A 22760-nucleotide genomic window follows, 5' to 3' on the forward strand; every position below is an offset into this window, starting at 1 on the left:
ATAAAATAAATAAAATCAACTTATAAAACCTGATTGAAAACTGTATTCATTTAGCCTATTTCTATCTGAAATTTATGTTTTTTATAATGAATTAATTGCTTATACATCACTTCATCATAGATTCAAAATTCACATTCTCCCAATTGCGGATCATACTTTGCAAACTCACCTGTATCAGTAAAATCAGAGGCTGTCATTGAGATTTCAAAACTGTCTTCTTGATTAAAACTTGCGGAAAAATAAATCGCATATCGTGTTAGATATGCCACCACAGAACTTTCATCATCAGACTTTTTAAAATGCAATGCATCATCATCGGTGCGTATAACCTCATAATCATAGTTCAGTAAACTTGCTTTTAAAACGTCAAATTGATCCTGCGAAAATGCTGTAAAATTTTCCACATGCTCAAAAAATTCTTCATCATTCGAGTTTTCATAGTTGTGCATCGTCTGGATATGAAATAACTGTATATCGTAACTCATCTTATTTTCCTTTTAGCCTTATCATAATGATTTAATTACGATCATTCTGGCAATTTATGCCCACAGTGCGGACAAAAACAATACTTATTCTTTTCCCTTTCCAAAGCGTCTTCTTTACGTTCTCGAATCAACTGCAAAACAATATCTTGAGTCTGTTCAGTGGATAAACCGACCTCTTTACGAATGTTTTCTATTTTTTCTTCATCATCAATAATGTCAATTTCACAACTTTCTAATAAATCTCTAAATTTTAATTCAAGCTGTTGTTTTCTAAGTTCAAGCTCATTGGCTAAACCATTAGCCAAAATACCTGCGGGTAATGCGGCCAGACCGACACCTAATATCGTAATTAAAGCACCTAAAAAGCGCCCTAAAGGTGTAATTGGCGTGACATCTCCATAACCGACAGTCGTCAATGTCACCACTGCCCACCACATCGAGGCAGGAATTGAACTAAATATCTCAGGTTGTACTCGACTTTCTACCACATATATTCCTGCAGCAGCCATCACAATCATGATCAGTAAAATAAAAATGACCGCTTGAAATGAACCTTTTTCGCGTTCAATGACCCGCAGAAGAATTTGTAATGAGACAAAATAGCGGGTTAATTTTAATAGACGTAATAATCTTAAGATTCGTAGGAACCGTAAATCGATATGAACAAAGAAATTGATATATGCAGGTAAAATTGCCAATAAATCAATGATTGCTGCGCCACTGATCACATATTTCCAACGTTGTTTCCATTCAGTTTCAAAAGGATCTTTTTCAACGACACTCCAAAAGCGCAAGATATATTCCAGAGTAAAAACCACAATTGAAATATTTTCAAAGGCATCAAAATAAATTTTATATACCTTATAAACGTCATTGATCGACTCTAAAAGTACTGCAATCACATTGCCAATAATGAGAAAAATTAATAAGAAATTGATCGAACGGCTAAATTGAGTTTCGTAATCATCATTATGTAAATTGTTATAAACAAACTTTCTAAGGCTGTACCAAGCGCTAATTCTCATGTCTTGTACTTATATTGGAGTGTAGTTCATGTTAATACGCAAGAATCCAACTTGACAATTTTTAGTGAAATTATTTTAAGCATATTCTCATTAAATGAGCGCAAGTTGCTTAATAACTCATCAATTATAAATTAAATTTTATTTATGTATAAATTTTTATTATAGTAAGCCCCTTACATTTTCTCTATCGCTGAACTACTCAGCGACTATCACATAAATGGATCATTTATGTCTGCACAAAATTCGAGCCAACTCAAACATGGTTTGAGTAACCGCCATATACAATTGATTGCATTGGGTGGCTCTATCGGAACTGGGCTATTTTTAGGTATTTCACAAACCATTAAACTTGCTGGCCCATCAGTTATTTTAGGCTATGCCATTGCAGGTTTAATTGCATTTTTTATGATGCGTCAACTCGGTGAAATGGTGGTTGAAGAACCTGTCAGTGGCTCTTTTAGTTATTTTGCTTATAAATACTGGAATCCGTTTGCAGGCTTTATGTCAGGTTGGAACTATTGGGTACTCAACGTTTTGGTCTGTATGGCTGAACTCAGTGCAATCGGCTTATATGTACAATACTGGTGGCCAGAAATTCCGACTTGGGTGTCCGCACTTGGCTTTTTTATTTTGATCAATGTGATTAATTTACTCCACGTCAAAGTTTTTGGTGAAATGGAGTTCTTATTTTCGATCATCAAAATTGCTGCAATCATTGGCATGATTGGCTTTGGCGCATGGTTATTGGCAAGTGGTCATGCAGGTGAAACTGCATCGCTTTCAAATTTATGGGCTTTGGGTGGATTTTTCCCAAATGGCTTGACGGGTTTGATCATGGCAATGGCGATCATCATGTTCTCTTTTGGAGGAATTGAATTGGTCGGCATCGCTGCAGCAGAAACCAAAGATCCAACTCAAACTATTCCCAAAGCAGTGAACCAGATTGTTTATCGTGTTTTGTTGTTCTATGTACTCACCATTGTGGTCTTATTATCATTATATCCTTGGAACCAAATTGCAGAAGGTGGTAGCCCTTTTGTATTGATTTTTGATTCACTGGGTAGTCAAGGCGTTGCCACCATTTTAAACTTTGTGGTATTGACTGCGGCGATTTCGGTTTATAACGGCACCAGTTATGGTACTAGTCGTATGTTGCTTGGGCTTGCGGAACAAGGCAATGCTCCCAAATTCTTACGCAAGATTAATCAACGTGGTATTCCTTATGCAGCGATTTTAACTTCTGCTTTGGTGACTTTGATTTGTGTGGTTTTGAATTACGTATTTCCTGAAAAAGCGTTTAAATTATTGATGAGTTTGGTTGTATCTGCGATCGTAATCAATTGGATGATGTTGGCACTGACGCATTTAAAATTTAAACAACGGATGCAAGACGTAAAGAAAGTGACGTTATTTCCTGCGATTGCTTATCCAACCACCAATTATATTTGTGTTATTTTTATGTTGTGCATTTTAATGGTGATGTGGATGACACCTGATATGCGAATCGCAGTGATTTTAATCCCTTTTTGGTTGCTGTGTTTAACTTTTGCTTATTGGTTAAAATCAAAACAGGTGAATCAAAATACTTAATTTCATGTTTAAGTTTGCTGTAAATCTTCAGTAAAAAGTTTGATGAATAAAGTTTGAGTTCTAAAATAGGTATACAGTGTGTATCGTTAAAGGCACCCTTCCCTTAAAGATACACACTGCAAAATCAAAGCCAGTCTCCCAAATGTCTTTGATTTAATATGTTTATTTTAGCGTGTCTCTGACTAGAATGTTTCCCGTATTTCACCTAATTCTTGATTCTTTTCGGAATGATTTTTCTTTTTTAGAATCATTCACGAAAATATTTTCTGTGGTATAGCTCATGAATGATAGTCAGTACACTTTAGATCGCATTGATCGAAAAATTTTATCGGCACTTCGTCAGGATGGTCGTTTAACGGTCGCTCAACTTGCAGAGATTGTTGGGCTGTCGTCTTCACCATGTTGGACACGTGTGAAGCGCCTTGAGTCGATGAATGTCATTGAAGGCTATACAGCAAATATTAATGCCAAAGCCATTGGGATCAATGAGTTATTCTTTATTGAAATCACGCTTGAACGGCATGATGACGAAATTTTAGAACAATTTAGTGATGCATTGAGTCAGATGCCTGAAGTAGTCGAGGCGCATTTGGTGACAGGTGATTATGATTATTTAGTCAAAGTCGCCGTGAAGAATGCTGAACATTATGAACGTTTTCTGCGTAAAAATTTATATTCAATGAAAGGCATACGTCATACTCGTTCGATTTTTGCTTTGCGCCCTTTAAAGCTTGAGAATAAATCCGATTTGATGATGATTGAATGATTTATATTTTTGCTGAAATGTTGATGTAATTATGTTTTAATACACTCAGTATGAGATGAGCCTTATATGAGTATCACGCGAGTGATACGACTAGCCCCTGAAATATGGGGCTTTTTAATGGCTAAAATTTGCTTTTACAATTCAATATTTCGCTTTAACAAGCAAAATTATTCGATGTCAAAAACCCATTTTTTAGCGTCTAAATCACTGGTCGTTTCGCAGACATAGTAATCATGATCCCAAGCATCCTGATTGAAAATTTCTTTTTTGAAATAAGTGATTTGTTTGCCATTTTCAATACAGACAAAGCTGTCACCTTGGTCTTTGACTTGTGTTCCGTTGAGGAAGCCCCCTATACAGAGGAATCGGGATTGTGAAGGCATGTAGAAGCTCAACTATCAGCACTTAGTTTAAGCGTATTACTTTATCATAATGTTGCGGATTCAACCTGATCATCAATACACCCACTACAATCACCATAGAGAAATGCCAAACCCAACCCATCACATACGTACCCGTTAAACTATGGAAAACTGCAAGCAACCAAGGTGCCATCGCAGCCAGAATAAAACCACCACCTTGCATTAAAGCAGATAATTGACCTGCATGTGTAGGGTCAGGCAAATGATCTAAAACCACTACCATCAACAATGCAAAGCAACCACCTAAACCTGCACCAACTGTCACTGCCCATAAATACGGCATCCATTCAGGTCGCAATGCCAAACCAGCAAAACCAACCAATTGTAAAACCAAAGTCAAAGCAAGCCAGCTACGACGGTCTTTGTTGTCACGAGATAAATAAGGCAAAAGTAATGCTGCCACAGCTTGGCTTAAGGTAAGCACTGCCATTAAATGCCCACTGGCTGTGGTGCTCCAACCCAAATCCTGAAATGCAGGTGCGAGCCATGCCACAATTGAAGAATAACCACCATTAATTAAGCCAAAACAGCTGATCAACAACCATGTTCGTGGCTGTTTGAGCAAAACCCTAACCTTCGGCATAGCTTTGGTTGCTGCTGAATTTGGTTGAATAAAAACATAGGCAAAAAACAAAGCAATCATTGCAGGGATGATGAAAATCGCCAATCCCATTTTCCAGTCACCACGACTTTCAGCAACAGCAGGTGCAAGCAAAGCACCCAATGCCCCTCCACCCATGAGCATGGCGGAATATAATCCCATCATGGGGCTTAAATGCTGAATAAATTCTCGTTTGATTAAACTCGGGAAGATTGCCTGAATCACGGCAACACCAAATCCAATGATAGCCGCAGTTAAAATTAATACCGCACCATTAGGCACGACAAAACGTAAAGCACAGCCTAAAGCAATCAGCATCAATGCACTGAGAATCGCTTTACGTTCACCCAGTAGATTTTGTATGGCGGGTGCAATAAATGCGATGATTCCCATCAGCAACATCGGCACTAAAGTTAGTAAAGCAACACCTTGTAAACTTAATCCTGTACTGTGGCGAATTTGATGTATAACAGGACCGATACTGGTCATAAATGGGCGCAGATTTAAGCCGACAAAAGCCACTGTGATGACTAACATGCTACGATGATTGAGGAATTTCATAGTTCTACATTTATTTCAGTTGATTGCACTTAGGTTTTGCTACGATGATTATTAAACCTTGATATCGTTCATACTTTATCCAGCTTAAATTTCATTGCGTAGATGTCTTCCAAAATGCATATAAATCTGGCTTATGCTCAATCCGTACAGGAATATATTGAATATTCATGCTTTGTTCTGCAAAAGGCTTGGCAAGATCTGCATAAATCACCGCTGTAGACAAACCAAATGCTTCTCCATCTTCATTGGAATGTGCATAGTAAACTGCTTCCACGCCTGCCATACGCATCGCAGCCATACACATTGGACATGGCTGACCACTGGCGAAAACCGAACAGCCTGCTAAATTGGCAGTACCCAACTGCTGACTTGCTGCACGGACAGCCAAAAGTTCAGCATGTGCTGTAGGATCATTTGTGGTTAGAATCTGATTGACACCAGTTGCAATCACATCGCCATCTTTGACCAAGACTGCTCCAAATGGGCGTCCACCGACTTCACAATTTTGATAAGCCAATTCAATCGCTTGCTTAAGAAAATTTTCTATATTATTCACAGTTACACTCCACTTAAACTATTTTGCACCTGCATTCAACAATGCTTTTTCAATAGCAGAATAATGACGTGCTTGCGCATGTTGTAATGCAGTCACTCCCTCACGATCAGGAATATTCACATCTGCCCCTGCTTGAATTAGCAGATTGATAATATCTAAATACTTTTGGCTACCATCCCCCAAAACCACCGCTTCCATTAAGGCAGTCCAATCAAGATTATTGATATGGTTTACATCCACACCTGCCTGAATTAAAGTGCGTACCGTTTCCACATGGCCACGTTCAGCCGCAGGAATCAATGCCGTACCGCCATAACGATTGGTACTTTTCAAGTCTGCGCCATGTTGCAAGGTCATTTTTAAAATTTCCAAATGACCTCGCGCGCCTGCATAAAGATAAGGGCTATCCTGAATAAGATCTTTAGCATTCACATCTGCTCCTGCTTCAATCAATGCTTTTGCCACATCAACATTATTTTCATGAGTCGCAACCAATAATGCGGTTGCACCTGATAAATTTCGTGCATCAATTGACGCATTTTGTGCCAAAAGTTGTGATACTTGTGTAACATCATTCGTTTCTGCTGCTTGATGTAAAGTTTCTGTTTGCCTTGAAACTCCTGAAGTTGTATGACCACATGCGCTCACTGCAATAGCACATAGTGTGATTATCCATGATTTATACATTGCATCATCTTCCTTATAAACAGCACTCAGCGCGCATCAAAATATTTGAATTTCAGTGAATATGACTCAGGATAGCCAAATAAATGACTATTTAGAAATTAAATTATTTAATCAAATGCATTAAGATATTAAATAGTATCTGATGCACATTTGCCTGTTTATCGTTTTATAGAATGGTGGCTTTTCATGTTTGATCCGCGTCTTCTTCGCGCTTTTGTCAGTATTGTCGATGCAGGCAGTTTTACTTTGGCTGCTGAACGTTTGCACATGACTCAATCTACGATCAGTCAACAACTGGCACGTCTTGAAGATGTTGTTGGAAAACCGTTAATTGATCGTCAATCTCGCCCCTTACAACTGACTGCATCAGGTGAACAGCTCATTCGCTATGCACGACGAATTTTGGCTCTACAGCAGGAAGCTCAACAAATTTTAGATGATCCTACAGGTACGATTCCTATTCGTATTGGTTTACCTGAGGATATTATGAATACTGAAATGGCACTGATTTTAGGGAGTTTTACTCAAGTCAATCCGAATGTGCGTCTTGAAGTTACATCGGGGCTCAGTCGTGAGTTAATGGAGAGTTATCGTAATGGTCAGTTTGATATTGTGATTGTTAAAGAGTCTGCTGCCAGTGCAGATCATCGTGCAACATTTCCAGAGCCTTTGGCATGGTTTGAAAGTATTGATCATGGCGGAAACTGGCAAAATCCTCTTGCCCTTGTGGCTTTTCCTCAAGGTGGATTGTATCGAGATGAAATGTTTGAGCTTTTGGAACGTGAACAACAAAACTGGTACATTGCTTTTACTGGTAATAGTATCTCCAATATATTAGTCAGTGTTGAAGCAGGTTTAGGTTTATCTCTTTTACCTATTGCGACAACAAAGAGTTATCGTGTCCGTCAATATGCACAGTTTGGTTCAGTTGCTCCCATCACTATTTCTATTTATGCATGGGATCGTGACGGTTTGATTGACTCATTGGTTGAGCGGATGACGACTGTTTTACAACAAAGATTTAATGAGTTTAATTGCCTAAATCTATAAACATCACCTTATAAATAATGAAAAAGACAAGCATTTGCTCATCTTTCTCTTTCTAGCTTAATGAAATCTTTGTCATCAACCCATTTTTTAGCGTCTAAATCTCTAGTTGTTTTTCAGAAGAGCCGTCGTCACACATCTTGGTTGAATATTGCTTTTTTGAAATAAGTGATTTGTTTGCCACTTTCGATACAGATAAAACTGCCGTCTTGGTCTTTGACTTGTGTCCCATTGAGGAAACCACCTATACAGAGGAAGCGGGATTGTTTAGACATTCAATTTGCTCAACATCCGATTCATAAAACCATCATAATTACCAATTTGATGTGTCCAAAATTTATCATTCTCAATATCATCAATAAACTTAAGTGGATCAATATTATTTACAACTCCCTCTTCATCCAATAAACCATCTACAATCGAATCCATAAAATCAACTTTTCCATTTAAGGATATAATTATTTCATCCATAGATATTTTAAGATGATTACCTAAATACTGATGATCAAATTCTAAAGTTGTATCTATAATCCAAGAGTGAATTTTTACGTCGTCTACATTTTCAAAATATTGATTTAAAAATTCATTTCTGACGTAGGCTACTTTTTTGGATAGTTGATAAGCGGCCTTATTTAAAGTGAAGTTTCTATATTCGTAAATTTCTTGAATACTGCTTTTAATGTATGTCGATTTAACCTCTGCCACAATCACATTGTTATCGTATAGCGCTATAAGATCAATCTCACCAACCTCGCTATCTTGAGGCTGATATTGGCAAAACACTTGAAATCCAGCATTTTTAAATTTATCAGCCAGATTTAATTCAATATTATCAGTTTCACTTCTAAGCTCTGAACGATTTTTATGAAGTTTACGAACATAGTTAATCATCATTGTGTTCACATTTTGAAATGCTGTTAACCAAGGAAATTGAAAAATAAAATCATCAATTTTATAGAATGGCTTTTGTTGAAAGGTAGAAATATCATTCTCATGATATAAATCACAACTCCAAAAAGTTAAGATTTGAGCCATTTTCTTTTTTTTGACAGTATTTGAACTTCCTTTTACCCAAGAAGACATTCTTTTAATTTTATCTTCACGTTTCGCAAATGTGAAAGGCATTCTATTTTCACCTATCGCAAAACCATGCATAGTCATCTGTGCTAATGCATGCAAATTACTTTTTGCATTAGGTGAAAAACACATAAATTTTTCTATATGATCTTTTAAATAATGAGCTTGTGACAAAGTCATGGTGATCATTGTTTCATAAGCATCGAGCTTTTGATTATTAATACTGAATTGTGAGACCCCATAAACTTTAGATAACTGCTCTTGTATACCAAACGCTTTTGATAGTGCAACTGCATTAGCCTCTAAATTATCACCCGTATTTATAATGCTGTATATTGCATCAGAATTTAGTAATTTTTCAGCACCAACACTAAACCAATAGTTTATTAATAACGCATTTTTCTCTGACCAATTATCCTTATTCTCTTCTGTATTTGTATAAATCAGTTCTGAATTGTTTAGCTTGTAATTTACCTGCTTATCAAAACAAAACGACTCTAGTACATTTCTTTTATAATTAATAATCTCAATTTTAATAGCCACAAGTTTTTTATAAAGTTCATATTGCTCTTGAAGCAGTAAGGTCATACCCTCATCAATCAAAAAAGGCATTAATTTATTTTTTAAAGCTAAAGCGATTGATTGTTCAGTTAATCTTCTAGTATTTTTATTAGATGTTTTAACAATCTCATCAAAAGCTTTCCAAACTGTTTCCGCTGAATTTTTTTCGATTGTGTCAAACTGATAAGGTAAATAATCAAAATAATCTTGATTAGGTATCAAATACTCATAAGCATATAAACTGCCAAAAACCATAGCAGTGACTTGACCTATATTAAGCTTATTTTTTATATCTTCATAAATTTCTAGTCGATGCTTATATTGTGATTGTAAATATTGTACTGTCTGAAAAAAAGCATGTAGTATTTCATTTTCTATTTCTTGTTCAATTTCATTTAGAACACACCACGAATTATGATCTGATCGAAGGATTAACCCAGAATAACGCACCGATAAAATAAAACTTTGAATATTTCGTTTTAAATAATTTATACAAATATTTTTATCAGTAATGCCAAACCGTATATATTGGCTTAATGCGAGAATATAATTTTCATGCCTTACATTATCTTCTGTAAGTAAGTTTATAAAATTTGATTGCCAAAACATATCAAATTTATTTTTATAATTTTCAAATTTTGGCTGTGAACTTTTATATAAAAGCTCTTCTACAATTTTTTCTTTTGCTACCACAGAATCAAACTCAAATACGAGAGATTCAAATTTTTTTTCATAATAATTTTGCATAAAAATAAGGGCTGATTAATCAGCCCTTATTTTTAACTCATTTAATCTTAATTTTCAATATATTAAGACAATTGAGCAGCAGCAATTTTCTTAGTATCAACTTCTTTAGAAGCGTCAGTATACGTTTCCATTTTGTCGAAGCTTAAGTATTGATAGATGTCAGCAGACATGCTGTCAATTTGAGCTGCATACTGTTGATATTCTTCTGGAGTTGGTAATTTACCAAGTACAGCAGCAACAGATGCAAGTTCAGCAGAAGCTAAGTAAACGTTCGCACCTTGACCTAAACGGTTCGGGAAGTTACGAGTAGAAGTCGATACACAAGTCGTGTTAGGAGCTACACGTGCTTGGTTACCCATACATAATGAACAACCTGGCATTTCAGTACGTGCGCCAGCTTTACCATAAATGTTATAGAAACCTTCTTCCATCAATTGACGCTCGTCCATACGCGTTGGTGGAGCCAACCATAAACGAGTAGACAATGAACCACCAGGTACTTTATCAAGTAATTTACCAGCAGCACGGAAGTGACCGATGTTCGTCATACAAGAACCAACGAATACTTCGTCAATTTTCACGCCTTGAACGTCAGATAACAATTTCGCATCATCTGGATCGTTTGGACAGCAAAGAACTGGCTCAGTTATTGTAGCAAGGTCGATTTCATACACTTTAGTGTATTCAGCATCAGCATCAGCTTTAAGAAGTGATGGATTCGCCAACCATTTTTCCATGTTCTCAACACGACGAGCCATAGTACGTGCATCGCCATAACCTTCAGAAATCATCCATTTCAACATTGTAATGTTTGATTTAAGGTATTCAGCAACTTTCTCTTCAGAAAGTGTGATAGAACAACCAGCTGCAGAACGTTCAGCAGAAGCATCAGAAAGTTCGAATGCTTGCTCAACAGTTAAGTCAGTTTCCATTTCTGTTAAGTCGATCTCAAGGATACGACCAGAGAAGATGTTTTTCTTACCTTTCTTCTCTACAGTTAAGTCACCTTGTTGGATCGCAACATAAGGGATTGCATGTACAAGGTCACGTAAAGTGATACCAGGTTGCATTTTACCCTTGAACTTAACAAGAATAGATTCAGGCATATCAAGTGGCATAACACCAGTTGCTGCAGCGAACGCTACAAGACCAGAACCTGCTGGGAAAGAAATACCGATTGGGAAACGAGTATGTGAGTCACCACCAGTACCAACTGTATCTGGAAGAAGCATACGGTTTAACCAAGAGTGGATAATACCGTCACCTGGACGTAGTGATACACCACCACGGTTCATGATGAAATCAGGAAGCGAGTGTTGCATTTGAACGTCAACTGGTTTTGGATACGCAGCTGTGTGACAGAAAGATTGCATTACTAAGTCAGCAGAGAAGCCTAAGCAAGCTAAGTCTTTCAATTCGTCACGAGTCATTGGACCAGTTGTATCTTGCGAACCAACAGTCGTCATCTTAGGTTCACAGTAAGTACCTGGAAGTACACCTTGACCTTCAGGAAGACCACAAGCGCGACCAACCATTTTCTGAGCTTGAGTGAAACCTTTACCAGTTGCAGCAGGTTGAACTGGTGCACGGAATAAAGTAGAAGCAGGAAGACCTAAAGCTTCACGCGCTTTAGTTGTCAAACCACGACCAACGATCAAGTTAATACGACCACCCGCACGTACTTCATCTAGAAGAACTGGAGTTTTCAATTCAGCTTCAGCAATCACAGCACCATCTTTAGATGCAGTTACTTTTGCAGCAGCGTGATCAATTTTAAGAACGATTTCGTCGCCCATGTTCATGTTTTGAACATCGATTTCAACTGGTAATGCACCAGCATCTTCCATAGTGTTGAAGAAAATCGGCGCAATTTTAGAACCTAAGCAGTAACCACCGTCTTTTTTGTTCGGAATGTGCGGAATGTCATCACCGAAGAACCAAAGAACAGAGTTAGTTGCTGATTTACGGCTTGAACCTGTACCAACAACATCACCAACGTAAGCAACTTGATTGCCTTTCGCAACAAGATCTTTAATTTGGTTAAGTGGACCAACTTCACCAGGAACTTCTGGGTTGATACCGTCACGTACGTTTTTCAACATTGCATTTGCATGTAATGGAATATCTGGACGGCTCCAAGCGTCTTGTGCAGGTGACAAGTCGTCTGTGTTTGTTTCGCCAGTTACTTTGAAAACTGTAAGTTTGATTTCTTCTGGAACATCTTTACGGCTAGTGAACCATTCAGCATCAGCCCAAGATTGCATCACTGCTTGTGCATTTGCATTGCCCGCTTTTGCTTTGTCAGCAACGTCATGGAACGCATCAAATACAAGAAGAGTTTTCTTAAGTGCTTCAGCAGCAAGTTCAGCAAGCGCAGCATCATCAAGAAGAGCAACTAAAGGCGCTACGTTATAACCACCAAGCATAGTACCTAGTAAGTAAACCGCGCGTTCTTTAGAAACTAATGGAGAAGTCGCTTCACCTTTTGCAACAGCTGTTAAAAATGCAGCTTTTACATAAGCAGCTTGGTCAACACCTGCTGGAACACGATTTTCAAGCAAGTCAACTAAGAATGCTTCTTCGCCAGCTGGTGGATTTTTTAATAATTCAACTAGTTCAGCAGTTTGAGCATCATCAAGTGGCTTCGGTGGGACTCCGAGTGCGGCACGTTCTGCAACGTGTTGGCGGTAAGCTTCTAGCACGGTGTTATTCCTCTTTTTTAAAAAATTGCTTATGAATTCCAGCTTGTCAAAAGCTTCACGAGCAATATGGACTGTCAAATTTTACTAAAAATCATGTCAAAAGTTAATGCAATGAACGTATTAATTCGTGATGACCATTATTTTGTAAATAAATAGTTAAGCACTTCTTATACGGAAAACTTGAAATTTGATCATTCAACAATCATTTCAGAGATTACTGACATTCGCATTACTTTTAACGACATTTTATAGACATAAAAATGGCAACCTAAATGTTGCCATAGTATTGTGACTAAAAGTATTACACCTTAGTGGACTGTTGTACTGTTTACGTACTTTTGAAATTCAGTACGACAACCTTCAAATTTCATTTGCACTTCGTCCTCATGCAACATCATGTGATCTGCACTGGCAAAGGATATTTTGACTAAATAGAGTTTGGCTTGTTCATCAATCATTTCTTGGAAAAAAACTTTATCACCAAGACTCAGTACATAATGGCTCCCACTAATGACAGCCACACCTTGTTCATCTTCTACGAGCAAATCCGCATTGTGTAAATATGCAACAACTTCCATGATCAGTCCTCGCGAGTTTTTATTTTCTATTTCTATATTTTATATATGCTTTTCTTTTTTTATGCTAATCATATTTTGTGACTAAATTTGACCTATTTCCATAAATGACTGATATAAAAAAACCGTTCACTTAGAACGGTTTGTAATCTGGCATTTTTTTCGGATCATGTGGTGTTTTTAAACACTGTTCATAGGCTTCTTGTTTGAACTTAGTTTGTACCGCAGTTTGATCAGCTTTCAATTCTGCATCTGGTAATGCATAAATTTTTTCAAGATATTCAAGTACAAAACCTTTCGTTGTTGGATCTGTTACTTTATTGGCATAGTCTAACGCTTCTTTATGCGTAATACCGTTTTGACGATCTAAAGTGATCGAACGCGCTGCATTGCCAATACTGGTACAGTAACCTTGCCAAATCTCTTCAGGCGTTGCAGGTTTTTTTTCAGCACAACCTACCATCAATAAAACAGTGCTTAAAGCACCTAACATCACGAACTTTTGCATTCAAAAAATCTCCAATCACGCCCTATGATACTGAATTTTTCAAAAAATTGGAGACTTATATTGAGAATCTATCTCGATTACACCTGTAATTCTATTTAAATCCCGCGCCAATCCACACGTGCATGACGTTCGGTTGCATAAATTCGTTTGATATATTGTCCCAAAGGAAGTTCCAGTAAATGCTGGCAAAATGCTGTGAATTCGACTGAATTATGCTCTGCCTGTTCTCTTTCCCATGGCGTTGAATCAAGTGTCAGTAAAGGTGCAAGCATAGAACATACCGCAATATCAGCCAATCCTAAACGATCTCCAACCATATAACGACATCCATTTTCAACTAAAACTTGATTCAGGCTTTCAATCGTCATATCGAGGCTATATTTAGACTGTTCCACACGCTCATCATCGAGCTGATAGCGTTTTGACATCAAACTTTTTAGAATTGGTTTGGAAAATTTCTCAAACTGACGTAAATAACCTTTTTCACCGATAATAATTTCAAGTGATTCATCACCTTCAGCCAGTGCATGTGCCAAGCCCCAACGACGTACATGAATCCCCAGTTCATTACAAATCCCATCTATTTCTAAGATCTTTTCACGTAATGTCGTGTCACCACGAATCAAACGATGTTCTGGATAGACATCATCTAAATACAGTGCAATTTGGGTTGTTCCCGCTACATATTTTTCGCCATCTTTTAAAATCGGTAATTTATTTTGCCCTGTTTTTAATTGAGCAAAAGCGCGATGTACACCTGGCGTAACATTTTGCGCAGTAAAATCCAATTCCTTATGATCCAGCAACCAACGTGCTTTTTCGCAATAATGAGAGAGTGGGAATTGGTACAACGTGCGCATGAAATCTCCAAATTTATTCTTCTAATTAAAAACTTAAGGTGATCTAAAATAGATAGATGAATCCTGACTAATCTTCTGTACTTTAGACACTCATCCGCAGAATTACAATGAACATTTTGCTCAAATTATCTGTCATCTCACTCAATTTTCATTGTATCTGTTATCTCTCTTTCTTGAGTCTTTATTTAATACAGGAATAATCAATTTGAAATTGATGCTATTTTCATCTCAAAAATTCGACTTATTTATTAATTTTCAATCAATTAACTTATTAATTATCTTCAAAAACTTTGCACTTTAAATCTTTAAAAATAATTGTGCTAAGTAAATAAGAATCCTTCGTTTAATTTTTACCGCATTTTTGCTTAGCGTTTTGGTATTGATCCATAGGTGCCAACATGTCTACTTTAAATTCAACAGCCAATATTTTTATTATTGAAAATGATCAACAAGCAATTAATGCAGCCTATCAAGTTGCTGACTTTGCATTAGTAGAACGAAATATTCGTGATCAACAACGTATTCTCCCTGTTGATGTGATTGACGATTTCAGTCACAAAGGCTTGGGAGGAATTCGCATCGCCAAAAAATATGGGGGTGCGGAAGTTTCCAATAAAACCTTGGTTCAGGTTTTTCGTATCTTATCCAAAGCAGATGCAAGTGTCGGACAAATTCCACAAAATCAGTTTGGCTTAATGAATGCAATTGAACAAATTGCCAATGAACAACAAAAACAGTTCATTTATGGCGAAATACTCAAAGGAAAACGTTTAGCCAATGGTGGTCCTGAACGTCATAGCAAAGATACAACTACTATCACAACTCGATTAGACAAAATTGAAGATCAATATCTTTTAAATGGCGAAAAATTCTATTCTACGGGTTCTTATTTTGCCGATTACTTAGCCATTCGTGCCTTACATCCTGAGGGCTATACAGTTTTAACCATTATTGATGCCAAGGCAAAAGGTGTTGAAATCTTGGATGATTGGGATGGTTTTGGGCAACGTACTACGGCGAGTGGCACAGTTCGCTTAAATAATGTGGTGGTTCATCCTGACTTAATCATGAAAGAGCATGTACTCGCAGATTTATCTAAATATCGTGGTGCATATTCACAACTGATCCAAGTGGCGATTGATGTCGGAATTGCAGAAGCAGCCTTTGCCGAAACAATTTCTACGATTCATAAAGCACGCCCTATTGTCGATGCCAATGTCGAGAAAGCCTGTTTTGAAGCCTACACCCTACAGGAAGTCGGCAAACTGAATATTTTGCTCGATGCTTCTATTTTACTGTTGGATGAAGCGGCTGAATATCTTGATCAACTTGATTCTCAAGAGATTGTTACACCTGAAGAAGCCAGTAAAGCTTCGATCATTGTGGCTGAAGCCAAAGTCTATGCCAATGATGCTGCCCTGCATATTTCTGAAAAGCTGATTGAACTTGGTGGTAGCCGCTCAAGTTTGGAGACACATAATCTCGATCAACATTGGGCAACGCCCGTGTGCATACCCTTCATGACCCTGTGCGTTGGAAATTTTATGCCATTGGTAATTTTTACCTCAATGGTGTGCAAAACCAACGCCATGCTTGGATTTAACACACAGTAAATAATCATTCATCAGGGGAATAAGATGACCACTTTTCAAAATATTTATAAATCTGAACACACAGAAACCGTTGCAAATCTAAGCTTTGCCAAAGCACATATAATCAAAACTGATGCAGAGGCTTTAGACATTGCCAAAGCCTTAAGTGTGCAATTTAAAGAACGTGCGATTCAACGAGATGCTGAACGTCTTTTGCCTTTTGAGGAAATTGAAGCCTTTAGCCAATCAGGTTTATGGGCAATTACAGTACCAAAACAATATGGTGGTGCGGAAGTTTCCAGTCTGACTGTGGCGAAGATCATTGCACTATTCAGTGGTGTAGATGGTTCAATCGGACAAATTCCGCAGAACCATTTTTATGCTTTGGAAGTACTGCGCAATAATGGCACAGAAACGCAAAAGCAAAAGTTCTATGCCGAAGTGCTTGCAGGTGCGCGTTATGGCAATGCATTGGCTGAATTTAAAACCAAAACCGCGGCGCAAAAACATACCCAAATTGCGCAAGCTCAAAATCAGCATGGCTTTGTGGTGAATGGTGAAAAATTTTATTGCACAGGCAGCTTATTTGCACATCGTATTCCAACGCTTGTCCGTGATGCAGAGGATCGTGAATACCTTGCTTTTATTTCAGCCGATGCTCAAGGCGTACAACGTATCAATGATTGGACAGGTTTTGGACAAAAAACGACAGGTAGCGGTACGGTTAAATTCAATCAAGTTTTTGTTGAAGCTGAAGATGTGGTGCGTTTTGATCGCGCATTTTCCGAACCCACCTTGGTCGGTCCTTTTGCGCAAATCATGCATGCTGCAATTGAAACAGGCATCGCCCGAGCTGCATTTGAAGAAACCATTCAACGTGTGAAAAAGGCACGTGCTTGGGTCGATGCCAAAGTAGAAAGTGCAGATCAAGATCCATTAACCATTTATGAATTGGGTCGTATCGCTGCTGATGTTCGAGCAAGTGAAGTACTCCTCAAACAAGCAGCTCATTCTATTGATGTAGCGAAGCCTCATCCAACTGCTGAGAATATTGCCAAAGCCTCAATCGATGTCGCAAAGGTTCGTGCGCACAGTACAGAAACAGCACTCAAAGCATCATCGAAATTAATTGAACTTGCAGGAAGCCGTGGCAGTCAACGGACAGATGGCTTAGATCGTCATTGGCGCAATGCTCGTGTACATACCTTGCATGATGCATCTCGTTGGAAATATTACTTTATTGGAAATTATGTGTTGAACAATATCCTGCCACCACGTAGAGGGACATTGTAATGACAAATACATCTCAGAAATCAACACATAAAAAGCAAATTCTACTCAACGCTTTTGATATGAATAGCGTGGGGCATATCAATCATGGTTTATGGACGCATCCTCGTGATCAGTCGCATCGTTTCAATGAACTCAGTTATTGGACTGATCTTGCAAAAACATTGGAAGCAGGATTGTTCGATGGTTTATTTATTGCCGATATTACAGGGGTCTATGATGTATATCAGAATGGTATAGATCTGACGCTGAAAGAATCCATTCAATTGCCAAGCCATGATCCATCGACATTGGTTTCAGCGATGGCGAGTGTGACTCAAAACTTAGGTTTTGGAATTACAGTCAATCTAAGTTATGAAACGCCTTATCAATTTGCACGGCGCTTTGCGAGTTTAGATCATCTCACCCAAGGTCGTATTGGTTGGAACATTGTCACAGGATATTTGGACAGTGCAGAGCGTTTAATCGGTCAAAAGGGTTTAAAAGACCATGATCTGCGCTATGAACAAGCCGAGGAATTTTTAGAGCTTTGCTATAAATATTGGGAAGGTTCCTGGGAAAATGATGCGATTCGTAAAGATAAAGTAAATCGAATTTTCACTGATCCTCATAAAGTCCATCAGATTCAGCATCAAGGTCGTTTCTATCAAAGTAAGGGGGTATTCCAAGTTTCACCCTCGCCACAACGCACGCCTGTACTGTTTCAAGCAGGTGCATCACCTCGTGGTTTGGCCTTCTCTACGCGACATGCCGAATGTGTCTTTATTGGCGGTGACCAACCTGAAAAGCTCAAACAGCAGGTTAATAAAATTCGTGAATTGGCTGTGCAACAAGGTCGCAACCCTGAGGACATTAAAATCTTTGTCGGTATTACAGTCATCACCGCTGAAACGGATGTATTGGCACAGCAAAAACTTGAAGAATATGCAAGTTATGCAAGCCCTGAAGCAGGTTTGGCGCATTTCTCAAGTTCTGTTGGTATTGATCTTGCGCAATATGCAGATGATGAAGCGATTCCTTATCGTCAAACCAATAGCATTGCATCGGTGAATAATAAGTTTAAAGAAAACAAAATCACGCCAAATGATTTAAAAGCGCAGCACAAACTTGGTGGACGTTATCCATTGATCATCGGGAGTGGTCAAACTGTTGCTGAAAAACTAATTCAACTGATTGATGAAACAGGTATTGATGGTTTTAACCTGACTCGCACAGTAGCACCTGAATCACATCATGACTTTATTCAATATGTGATTCCTGAACTCCAACAACGTGGACGATTTAAGACTGAATATGCGCAAGGCTCTTTACGCCAAAAAATCTTTCAACATGGCGATCATCTTACAGCGCTACACCCTGCTTCACATTTTCGATGTCAAAGCGATAAAGATAAGCAACACATTGTGAGAGAAACAGTCGCTAAGCAAAGTGCTTAATTGGTCTAAAAATAATTTTATTCACATTCATTTGTAAACGAAATTAGTAATTAATTCACAAAGAAAGTTCCCTCTCCTTTATTAAAGGAGAGGGTTAGGGAGAGGATTCTTAAAAGCCCCTCATCCTAGCCTTCTCCCAAAGGGAGAAGGAATCTCTTGATCATTATTTTAGGCAAAATTAAATTTTAAGGGGTTATACATGACTCAAACAAATACAACATCTAAACCTCAATCATCCAAAAACAAGTTTATTGTACTTGGTGTGATTATTATCGCGGTCATCGCAGGATTAATTTATTGGAATCAGCATAAAAAAGCAGGTTCTGAAGAAATTACCCTGGGGATTAGTCCGCCATTTGCAAAACCTTTACAAGTTGCGGTTGATGAAGCAAAGCAAAAAGGGATTCATGTAAAACTCGTCGAATTTTCAGATTGGAATACACCCAATATCACGCTGAATCATGGTGATATTGATGCCAACTATTTTCAACATCAGCCATTTTTAAGCAATGCTACCAAAGAAACAGGCTTTAAGCTCAAACCGATTGCCACAGGTGTTGCAACCCATGTTGGGCTTTATTCTAAAAAATACAACTCCTTAGATGCTGTTCCTGAAAATGCACGTGTGGTGATTCCCAATGATCCTGTGAATCAAGGTCGTGCTTTATTGCTATTACAACAAGCCAAACTCATTACGCTCAAAAACCCTGAAAATCATTTGTCGAATTTGCAAGACATTGCGGAAAATCCTAAGCATTTTAATTTCATCGAAGTTGAAGGACCACAGACTGCACGTGCAGTTGATGATGCTGATTTGGTCTTTAGCTATCCGCTTTATTTACGTTTAGCAAAAACCATTGATCCAAATAAAGCTTTGTTATTGGATGACAATACCAATACCCGTTATGCCATTTTATTTGTGGTGAAAGATGATTATGAGCAAACCCATCCGAAGAAAGCAGAACAGTTAAAAGAATTTATTAAAATTTATTAAAATTTATCAAACTTCTGACAAAGTTAAACAAGCTTTAAATGATGATGTCGGTGAAAACCTATGGTTTGCAGGTTGGAAATAAGGAATAAATCATGTCTCAAGTTTCCAAACTCAAAAGCAAAAATCTGATCATTGGGCTTATCGTTATTCTTGTCGTAGTTGGGCTATTCAGCTATCGCTATGTCAAAAATCAACAGCAAGATAATGTCTTGACCATAGGCATCAGCCCACCTTATGCAGAGCTTTTACAAGCGGTTGCCAATGAAGTTGAAAAAGATGGTATTCACGTCAAATTGGTAGAATTTTCGGATTGGCAAGCACCAAATGTTGCAGTACAAAACCGTGACATTGATGCGAATTTTTTCCAACAAAGTGTATTTCTTAAAAATGCCATTAAGCAGACCAATTACGATTTGCATGCTTTTGGTACAGGCAGTGGTAGTCATGTCGGTTTATATTCAAAACAATATAAATCCTTAGACGCATTGCCACAAAATGCGCGTGTAGTCATTCCAAGTGATCCTGTAAATTCAGCACGTGCATTGATCTTATTGCACCGTGCAGGGCTGATTCAGATCAAAGAGGTCAATAATGAATTGTCTACTCTTCAAGATATTGTCTCCAATCCTAAGCAATTGAAATTTTTAGAAGTTGAAGGTCCACAAACGGCTTTGGCTTATGACGATGCTGATCTGATTTTTGGTTTCCCTCATTATCTAAATATGGCGAAAAAAGCAGATCCACACAGCGCATTGTTCTTAGATCCGATTGATAAAAAGTACGCGATTCTTTTTGTTACACGCAGTGATTATCAAGACCAAAATCAAAAATTAGCAAAATTTATCCATGCTTTCCAAAACTCACAACAAGTCCGTGAAGTTTTAGACAAAGATTTCGGTAAAGACATGTGGTTTGCAGGCTGGAAATAAGGAGAATAAATATGGTTAGCTTCGGTTCACAGGTCGATTTTTCAGTCCCGCATATTAAAATCCGTGATTTAAATAAATATTATGATGGGCAAAATCAACAAACTCATGCACTGAAAAACATCAACCTCGATATCCCACAAGGCAAGATTTTCGGCATCATCGGTAAAAGTGGTGCAGGAAAATCATCATTGATACGCACACTCAATGGTTTAGAAAGTATTTCCGAGGGTAGTATTCATATTCATCAACAGAATTTAGCGGAATTGAGTCATGCTGAATTGATTCAAACCCGTCAAAAAATTGGCATGATTTTTCAGCACTTCAATCTCATGTCAGCCAAAACTGTTTGGGAAAATGTTGCACTACCTTTAAAAATAGCGCACGTGAATAAAGCTGAAATCGAAACACGTGTGAATGAAGCACTCACACTGGTCGGTTTAGACAGTAAAGCCAATAACTACCCTGCTCAATTGTCTGGTGGACAAAAACAACGTGTTGGAATTGCTCGCGCTTTGGTGCATCATCCTGAGATTTTACTTTGTGATGAAGCCACTTCAGCACTTGACCCTGAAAGCACTTCAGTGGTGCTGTCTTTACTGAAAAAAATCAATCGTGAATTAGGGATTACCATTGTTTTAATTACCCATGAAATGCAAGTCATTCGTGAAATTTGCGATCAAGTGGTGGTGATTGAACATGGTGAAATTGTTGAATCGGGGCAAGTGTGGTCGGTATTTTCACAGCCACAGCAAAAAATCACACAGGAATTATTGAACTTAGAACAATTGGATTTACCGTTTCAAGTGAATCGTGAACTGCAAAATGATTCAACGCATAGCATTGTCAAACTTCGTTATGAAACTGATCCTAAACATTCACCTGATTTAACCCAAGTCTTTCAAGCATTTGATCATTCGGTACATTTATATCAAAGCCATATTGACAGCATTCAAGGGCATTTGATTGGAACACTCATCGTTGGAACTGCTCAAACAGATCTCGACATTCAACATCTACAAGAAAAACTAAAACATCACATTGCGCAAATTGAGGTACTCGGCTATGCAAGACCAACTCATTGATTTATTACTAACAGGTACGATTGATACTTTAATCATGGTTGGCGTTTCTGCCTTAGTTGCCTTTTTAATAGGTTTACCTTTGGCAGTTATCTTGGTGAATACCTCTGAGCAAGGCATTTATCCCTCCAAAAAAATTAATCATGCACTTGGTACAGTAATTAATATCACGCGTTCTGTCCCCTTTTTAATTTTAATGGTTGCGCTAATTCCGCTTACACGTTGGATTGTTGGTACAAGTTATGGGGTTTGGGCAGCCGTTGTTCCACTGACTCTAGCAGCAACGCCTTTCTTTGCACGTATCGCAGAAGTCAGTCTACGGGAAGTTGATCAAGGTTTGATTGAAGCTGCTCAAGCGATGGGTTGTAATCGCAAACAAATCATTTGGCATGTCCTTCTGCCTGAAGCTTTACCTGGAATTGTTGCTGGTTTTACTGTCACCATCGTGACCATGATTAACTCATCTGCGATTGCCGGTGCGATTGGTGCAGGTGGCTTGGGTGATATTGCCTATCGCTACGGATACCAACGTTTTGATATGCAAATCATGTTTGCAGTAATCGTGGTTTTGGTTGCACTCGTCATGCTCGTACAAGCTTTTGGGGACAGTTTAGCGAGTCAGTTGGATAAACGGAAAATATAATATCCTCAGAACTATGTGAAGCCAAAG

At 38.0% G+C, this 22760-nt stretch carries 20 protein-coding genes and 2 pseudogenes; 10 read left to right on the plus strand and 12 right to left on the minus strand.

Features of this window, described 5'->3' with window-relative positions; genetic code table 11:
* Nucleotides 1-122: 122 nt before the first annotated feature.
* Nucleotides 123-485, minus strand: a complete 363-nt coding sequence (locus tag EXE10_RS04355) for a hypothetical protein (protein ID WP_130112482.1) — start codon at nt 483-485, stop codon at nt 123-125.
* A gap of 41 nt (nt 486-526) precedes the next feature.
* On the minus strand, nt 527-1510 hold the full coding sequence (locus EXE10_RS04360) for an ion transporter (RefSeq protein ID WP_130112483.1): 984 nt from the start codon (nt 1508-1510) through the stop codon (nt 527-529).
* Nucleotides 1511-1738: 228 nt separating this feature from the next.
* Here EXE10_RS04360 and EXE10_RS04365 point away from each other — a divergent pair, with 228 nt between their 5' ends.
* Both EXE10_RS04365 and EXE10_RS04370 read left to right on the plus strand, forming a co-directional pair.
* Nucleotides 1739-3100: an amino acid permease gene (locus EXE10_RS04365; protein WP_130112484.1), complete on the plus strand. Its 1362-nt coding sequence runs from the start codon at nt 1739-1741 to the stop codon at nt 3098-3100.
* A gap of 280 nt (nt 3101-3380) precedes the next feature.
* Nucleotides 3381-3866 carry an Lrp/AsnC family transcriptional regulator gene (locus EXE10_RS04370; protein WP_068974550.1) on the plus strand — a complete coding sequence of 162 codons (486 nt, stop codon included), beginning with the start codon at nt 3381-3383 and terminating at the stop codon, nt 3864-3866.
* 167 nt (nt 3867-4033) lie between these two features.
* On the opposite strand, the gene EXE10_RS04375 is transcribed toward EXE10_RS04370, so the two are convergent.
* From EXE10_RS04375 to EXE10_RS04390, 4 genes are all read right to left on the minus strand, one after another.
* The gene (locus EXE10_RS04375) at nt 4034-4249 is read right to left on the minus strand and encodes a hypothetical protein (RefSeq protein WP_068974547.1); all 216 of its coding nucleotides are present in this window, start codon (nt 4247-4249) and stop codon (nt 4034-4036) included.
* Nucleotides 4250-4271: 22 nt separating this feature from the next.
* Nucleotides 4272-5450: a cyanate transporter gene (locus EXE10_RS04380; protein WP_130112485.1), complete on the minus strand. Its 1179-nt coding sequence runs from the start codon at nt 5448-5450 to the stop codon at nt 4272-4274.
* 91 nt (nt 5451-5541) lie between these two features.
* Nucleotides 5542-6006, minus strand: a complete 465-nt coding sequence (locus EXE10_RS04385) for a nucleoside deaminase (protein ID WP_130112486.1) — start codon at nt 6004-6006, stop codon at nt 5542-5544.
* An 18-nt stretch (nt 6007-6024) separates the two neighbouring features.
* On the minus strand, nt 6025-6693 hold the full coding sequence (locus EXE10_RS04390; protein WP_130112487.1) for an ankyrin repeat domain-containing protein: 669 nt from the start codon (nt 6691-6693) through the stop codon (nt 6025-6027).
* A 186-nt stretch (nt 6694-6879) separates the two neighbouring features.
* Here EXE10_RS04390 and EXE10_RS04395 point away from each other — a divergent pair, with 186 nt between their 5' ends.
* Complete coding sequence (locus tag EXE10_RS04395) at nt 6880-7743, plus strand: LysR family transcriptional regulator (protein ID WP_130112488.1); 864 nt, start codon at nt 6880-6882, stop codon at nt 7741-7743.
* Between the two features lie 128 nt (nt 7744-7871).
* On the opposite strand, the gene EXE10_RS21415 is transcribed toward EXE10_RS04395, so the two are convergent.
* The 6 genes from EXE10_RS21415 to EXE10_RS04420 all read right to left on the minus strand — a co-directional run bounded on the left by EXE10_RS21415 (nt 7872) and on the right by EXE10_RS04420 (nt 14770).
* Nucleotides 7872-8015, minus strand: a complete 144-nt coding sequence (locus EXE10_RS21415; protein WP_165382980.1) for a hypothetical protein — start codon at nt 8013-8015, stop codon at nt 7872-7874.
* A complete protein-coding gene (locus EXE10_RS04400; protein ID WP_130112489.1) occupies nt 8008-10125 on the minus strand; it encodes a hypothetical protein in 2118 nt (705 codons plus the stop codon). The genes EXE10_RS21415 and EXE10_RS04400 overlap by 8 nt, the downstream gene beginning before the upstream one ends.
* A gap of 62 nt (nt 10126-10187) precedes the next feature.
* Complete coding sequence (locus tag EXE10_RS04405; protein ID WP_068974540.1) at nt 10188-12827, minus strand: bifunctional aconitate hydratase 2/2-methylisocitrate dehydratase; 2640 nt, start codon at nt 12825-12827, stop codon at nt 10188-10190.
* A gap of 308 nt (nt 12828-13135) precedes the next feature.
* Nucleotides 13136-13405, minus strand: a complete 270-nt coding sequence (locus EXE10_RS04410) for a hypothetical protein (RefSeq protein ID WP_068974539.1) — start codon at nt 13403-13405, stop codon at nt 13136-13138.
* 130 nt (nt 13406-13535) lie between these two features.
* Nucleotides 13536-13910 (minus strand): hypothetical protein, encoded by a 375-nt coding sequence (locus EXE10_RS04415; protein ID WP_087551728.1) that lies wholly within the window; start codon nt 13908-13910, stop codon nt 13536-13538.
* A 95-nt stretch (nt 13911-14005) separates the two neighbouring features.
* Complete coding sequence (locus tag EXE10_RS04420; protein ID WP_130112490.1) at nt 14006-14770, minus strand: glutathione S-transferase family protein; 765 nt, start codon at nt 14768-14770, stop codon at nt 14006-14008.
* Between the two features lie 398 nt (nt 14771-15168).
* Here EXE10_RS04420 and EXE10_RS04425 point away from each other — a divergent pair.
* From EXE10_RS04425 to EXE10_RS04455, 7 genes and pseudogenes are all read left to right on the plus strand, one after another.
* Nucleotides 15169-16373, plus strand: a pseudogene (locus tag EXE10_RS04425) (SfnB family sulfur acquisition oxidoreductase).
* 34 nt (nt 16374-16407) lie between these two features.
* Nucleotides 16408-17655 carry an SfnB family sulfur acquisition oxidoreductase gene (locus EXE10_RS04430; RefSeq protein ID WP_130112491.1) on the plus strand — a complete coding sequence of 416 codons (1248 nt, stop codon included), beginning with the start codon at nt 16408-16410 and terminating at the stop codon, nt 17653-17655.
* A complete protein-coding gene (locus EXE10_RS04435) occupies nt 17655-19088 on the plus strand; it encodes an LLM class flavin-dependent oxidoreductase (RefSeq protein ID WP_130112492.1) in 1434 nt (477 codons plus the stop codon). Before EXE10_RS04430 ends, EXE10_RS04435 begins: the two co-directional genes overlap by 1 nt.
* Nucleotides 19089-19287: 199 nt before the next feature.
* Nucleotides 19288-20164: pseudogene (locus tag EXE10_RS04440) on the plus strand (MetQ/NlpA family ABC transporter substrate-binding protein).
* Between the two features lie 10 nt (nt 20165-20174).
* Nucleotides 20175-21011, plus strand: a complete 837-nt coding sequence (locus tag EXE10_RS04445; protein ID WP_130112493.1) for a MetQ/NlpA family ABC transporter substrate-binding protein — start codon at nt 20175-20177, stop codon at nt 21009-21011.
* A gap of 11 nt (nt 21012-21022) precedes the next feature.
* Nucleotides 21023-22093, plus strand: coding sequence for a methionine ABC transporter ATP-binding protein (locus EXE10_RS04450; protein ID WP_087551721.1), 1071 nt, complete (start codon nt 21023-21025; stop codon nt 22091-22093).
* Nucleotides 22074-22733: a methionine ABC transporter permease gene (locus EXE10_RS04455; RefSeq protein ID WP_130112494.1), complete on the plus strand. Its 660-nt coding sequence runs from the start codon at nt 22074-22076 to the stop codon at nt 22731-22733. The genes EXE10_RS04450 and EXE10_RS04455 overlap by 20 nt, the downstream gene beginning before the upstream one ends.
* Nucleotides 22734-22760 lie beyond the last annotated feature (27 nt).

Source organism: Acinetobacter sp. WCHAc060033, from assembly GCF_004209125.1.
Taxonomy (GTDB): domain Bacteria; phylum Pseudomonadota; class Gammaproteobacteria; order Pseudomonadales; family Moraxellaceae; genus Acinetobacter; species Acinetobacter wuhouensis.

Bases quoted from the DNA above. Each gene is read 5' to 3' on its own strand.
- EXE10_RS04355 (WP_130112482.1), bottom strand. From the start codon at position 485: ATGAGTTACGATATACAGTTATTTCATATCCAGACGATGCACAACTAT.
- EXE10_RS04360 (WP_130112483.1), bottom strand. From the start codon at position 1,510: ATGAGAATTAGCGCTTGGTACAGCCTTAGAAAGTTTGTTTATAACAAT.
- EXE10_RS04365 (WP_130112484.1), top strand. From the start codon at position 1,739: ATGTCTGCACAAAATTCGAGCCAACTCAAACATGGTTTGAGTAACCGC.
- EXE10_RS04370 (WP_068974550.1), top strand. From the start codon at position 3,381: ATGAATGATAGTCAGTACACTTTAGATCGCATTGATCGAAAAATTTTA.
- EXE10_RS04375 (WP_068974547.1), bottom strand. From the start codon at position 4,249: ATGCCTTCACAATCCCGATTCCTCTGTATAGGGGGCTTCCTCAACGGA.
- EXE10_RS04380 (WP_130112485.1), bottom strand. From the start codon at position 5,450: ATGAAATTCCTCAATCATCGTAGCATGTTAGTCATCACAGTGGCTTTT.
- EXE10_RS04390 (WP_130112487.1), bottom strand. From the start codon at position 6,693: ATGTATAAATCATGGATAATCACACTATGTGCTATTGCAGTGAGCGCA.
- EXE10_RS04395 (WP_130112488.1), top strand. From the start codon at position 6,880: ATGTTTGATCCGCGTCTTCTTCGCGCTTTTGTCAGTATTGTCGATGCA.
- EXE10_RS21415 (WP_165382980.1), bottom strand. From the start codon at position 8,015: ATGTCTAAACAATCCCGCTTCCTCTGTATAGGTGGTTTCCTCAATGGG.
- EXE10_RS04400 (WP_130112489.1), bottom strand. From the start codon at position 10,125: ATGCAAAATTATTATGAAAAAAAATTTGAATCTCTCGTATTTGAGTTT.
- EXE10_RS04410 (WP_068974539.1), bottom strand. From the start codon at position 13,405: ATGGAAGTTGTTGCATATTTACACAATGCGGATTTGCTCGTAGAAGAT.
- EXE10_RS04415 (WP_087551728.1), bottom strand. From the start codon at position 13,910: ATGCAAAAGTTCGTGATGTTAGGTGCTTTAAGCACTGTTTTATTGATG.
- EXE10_RS04420 (WP_130112490.1), bottom strand. From the start codon at position 14,770: ATGCGCACGTTGTACCAATTCCCACTCTCTCATTATTGCGAAAAAGCA.
- EXE10_RS04430 (WP_130112491.1), top strand. From the start codon at position 16,408: ATGACCACTTTTCAAAATATTTATAAATCTGAACACACAGAAACCGTT.
- EXE10_RS04435 (WP_130112492.1), top strand. From the start codon at position 17,655: ATGACAAATACATCTCAGAAATCAACACATAAAAAGCAAATTCTACTC.
- EXE10_RS04445 (WP_130112493.1), top strand. From the start codon at position 20,175: ATGTCTCAAGTTTCCAAACTCAAAAGCAAAAATCTGATCATTGGGCTT.
- EXE10_RS04450 (WP_087551721.1), top strand. From the start codon at position 21,023: ATGGTTAGCTTCGGTTCACAGGTCGATTTTTCAGTCCCGCATATTAAA.
- EXE10_RS04455 (WP_130112494.1), top strand. From the start codon at position 22,074: ATGCAAGACCAACTCATTGATTTATTACTAACAGGTACGATTGATACT.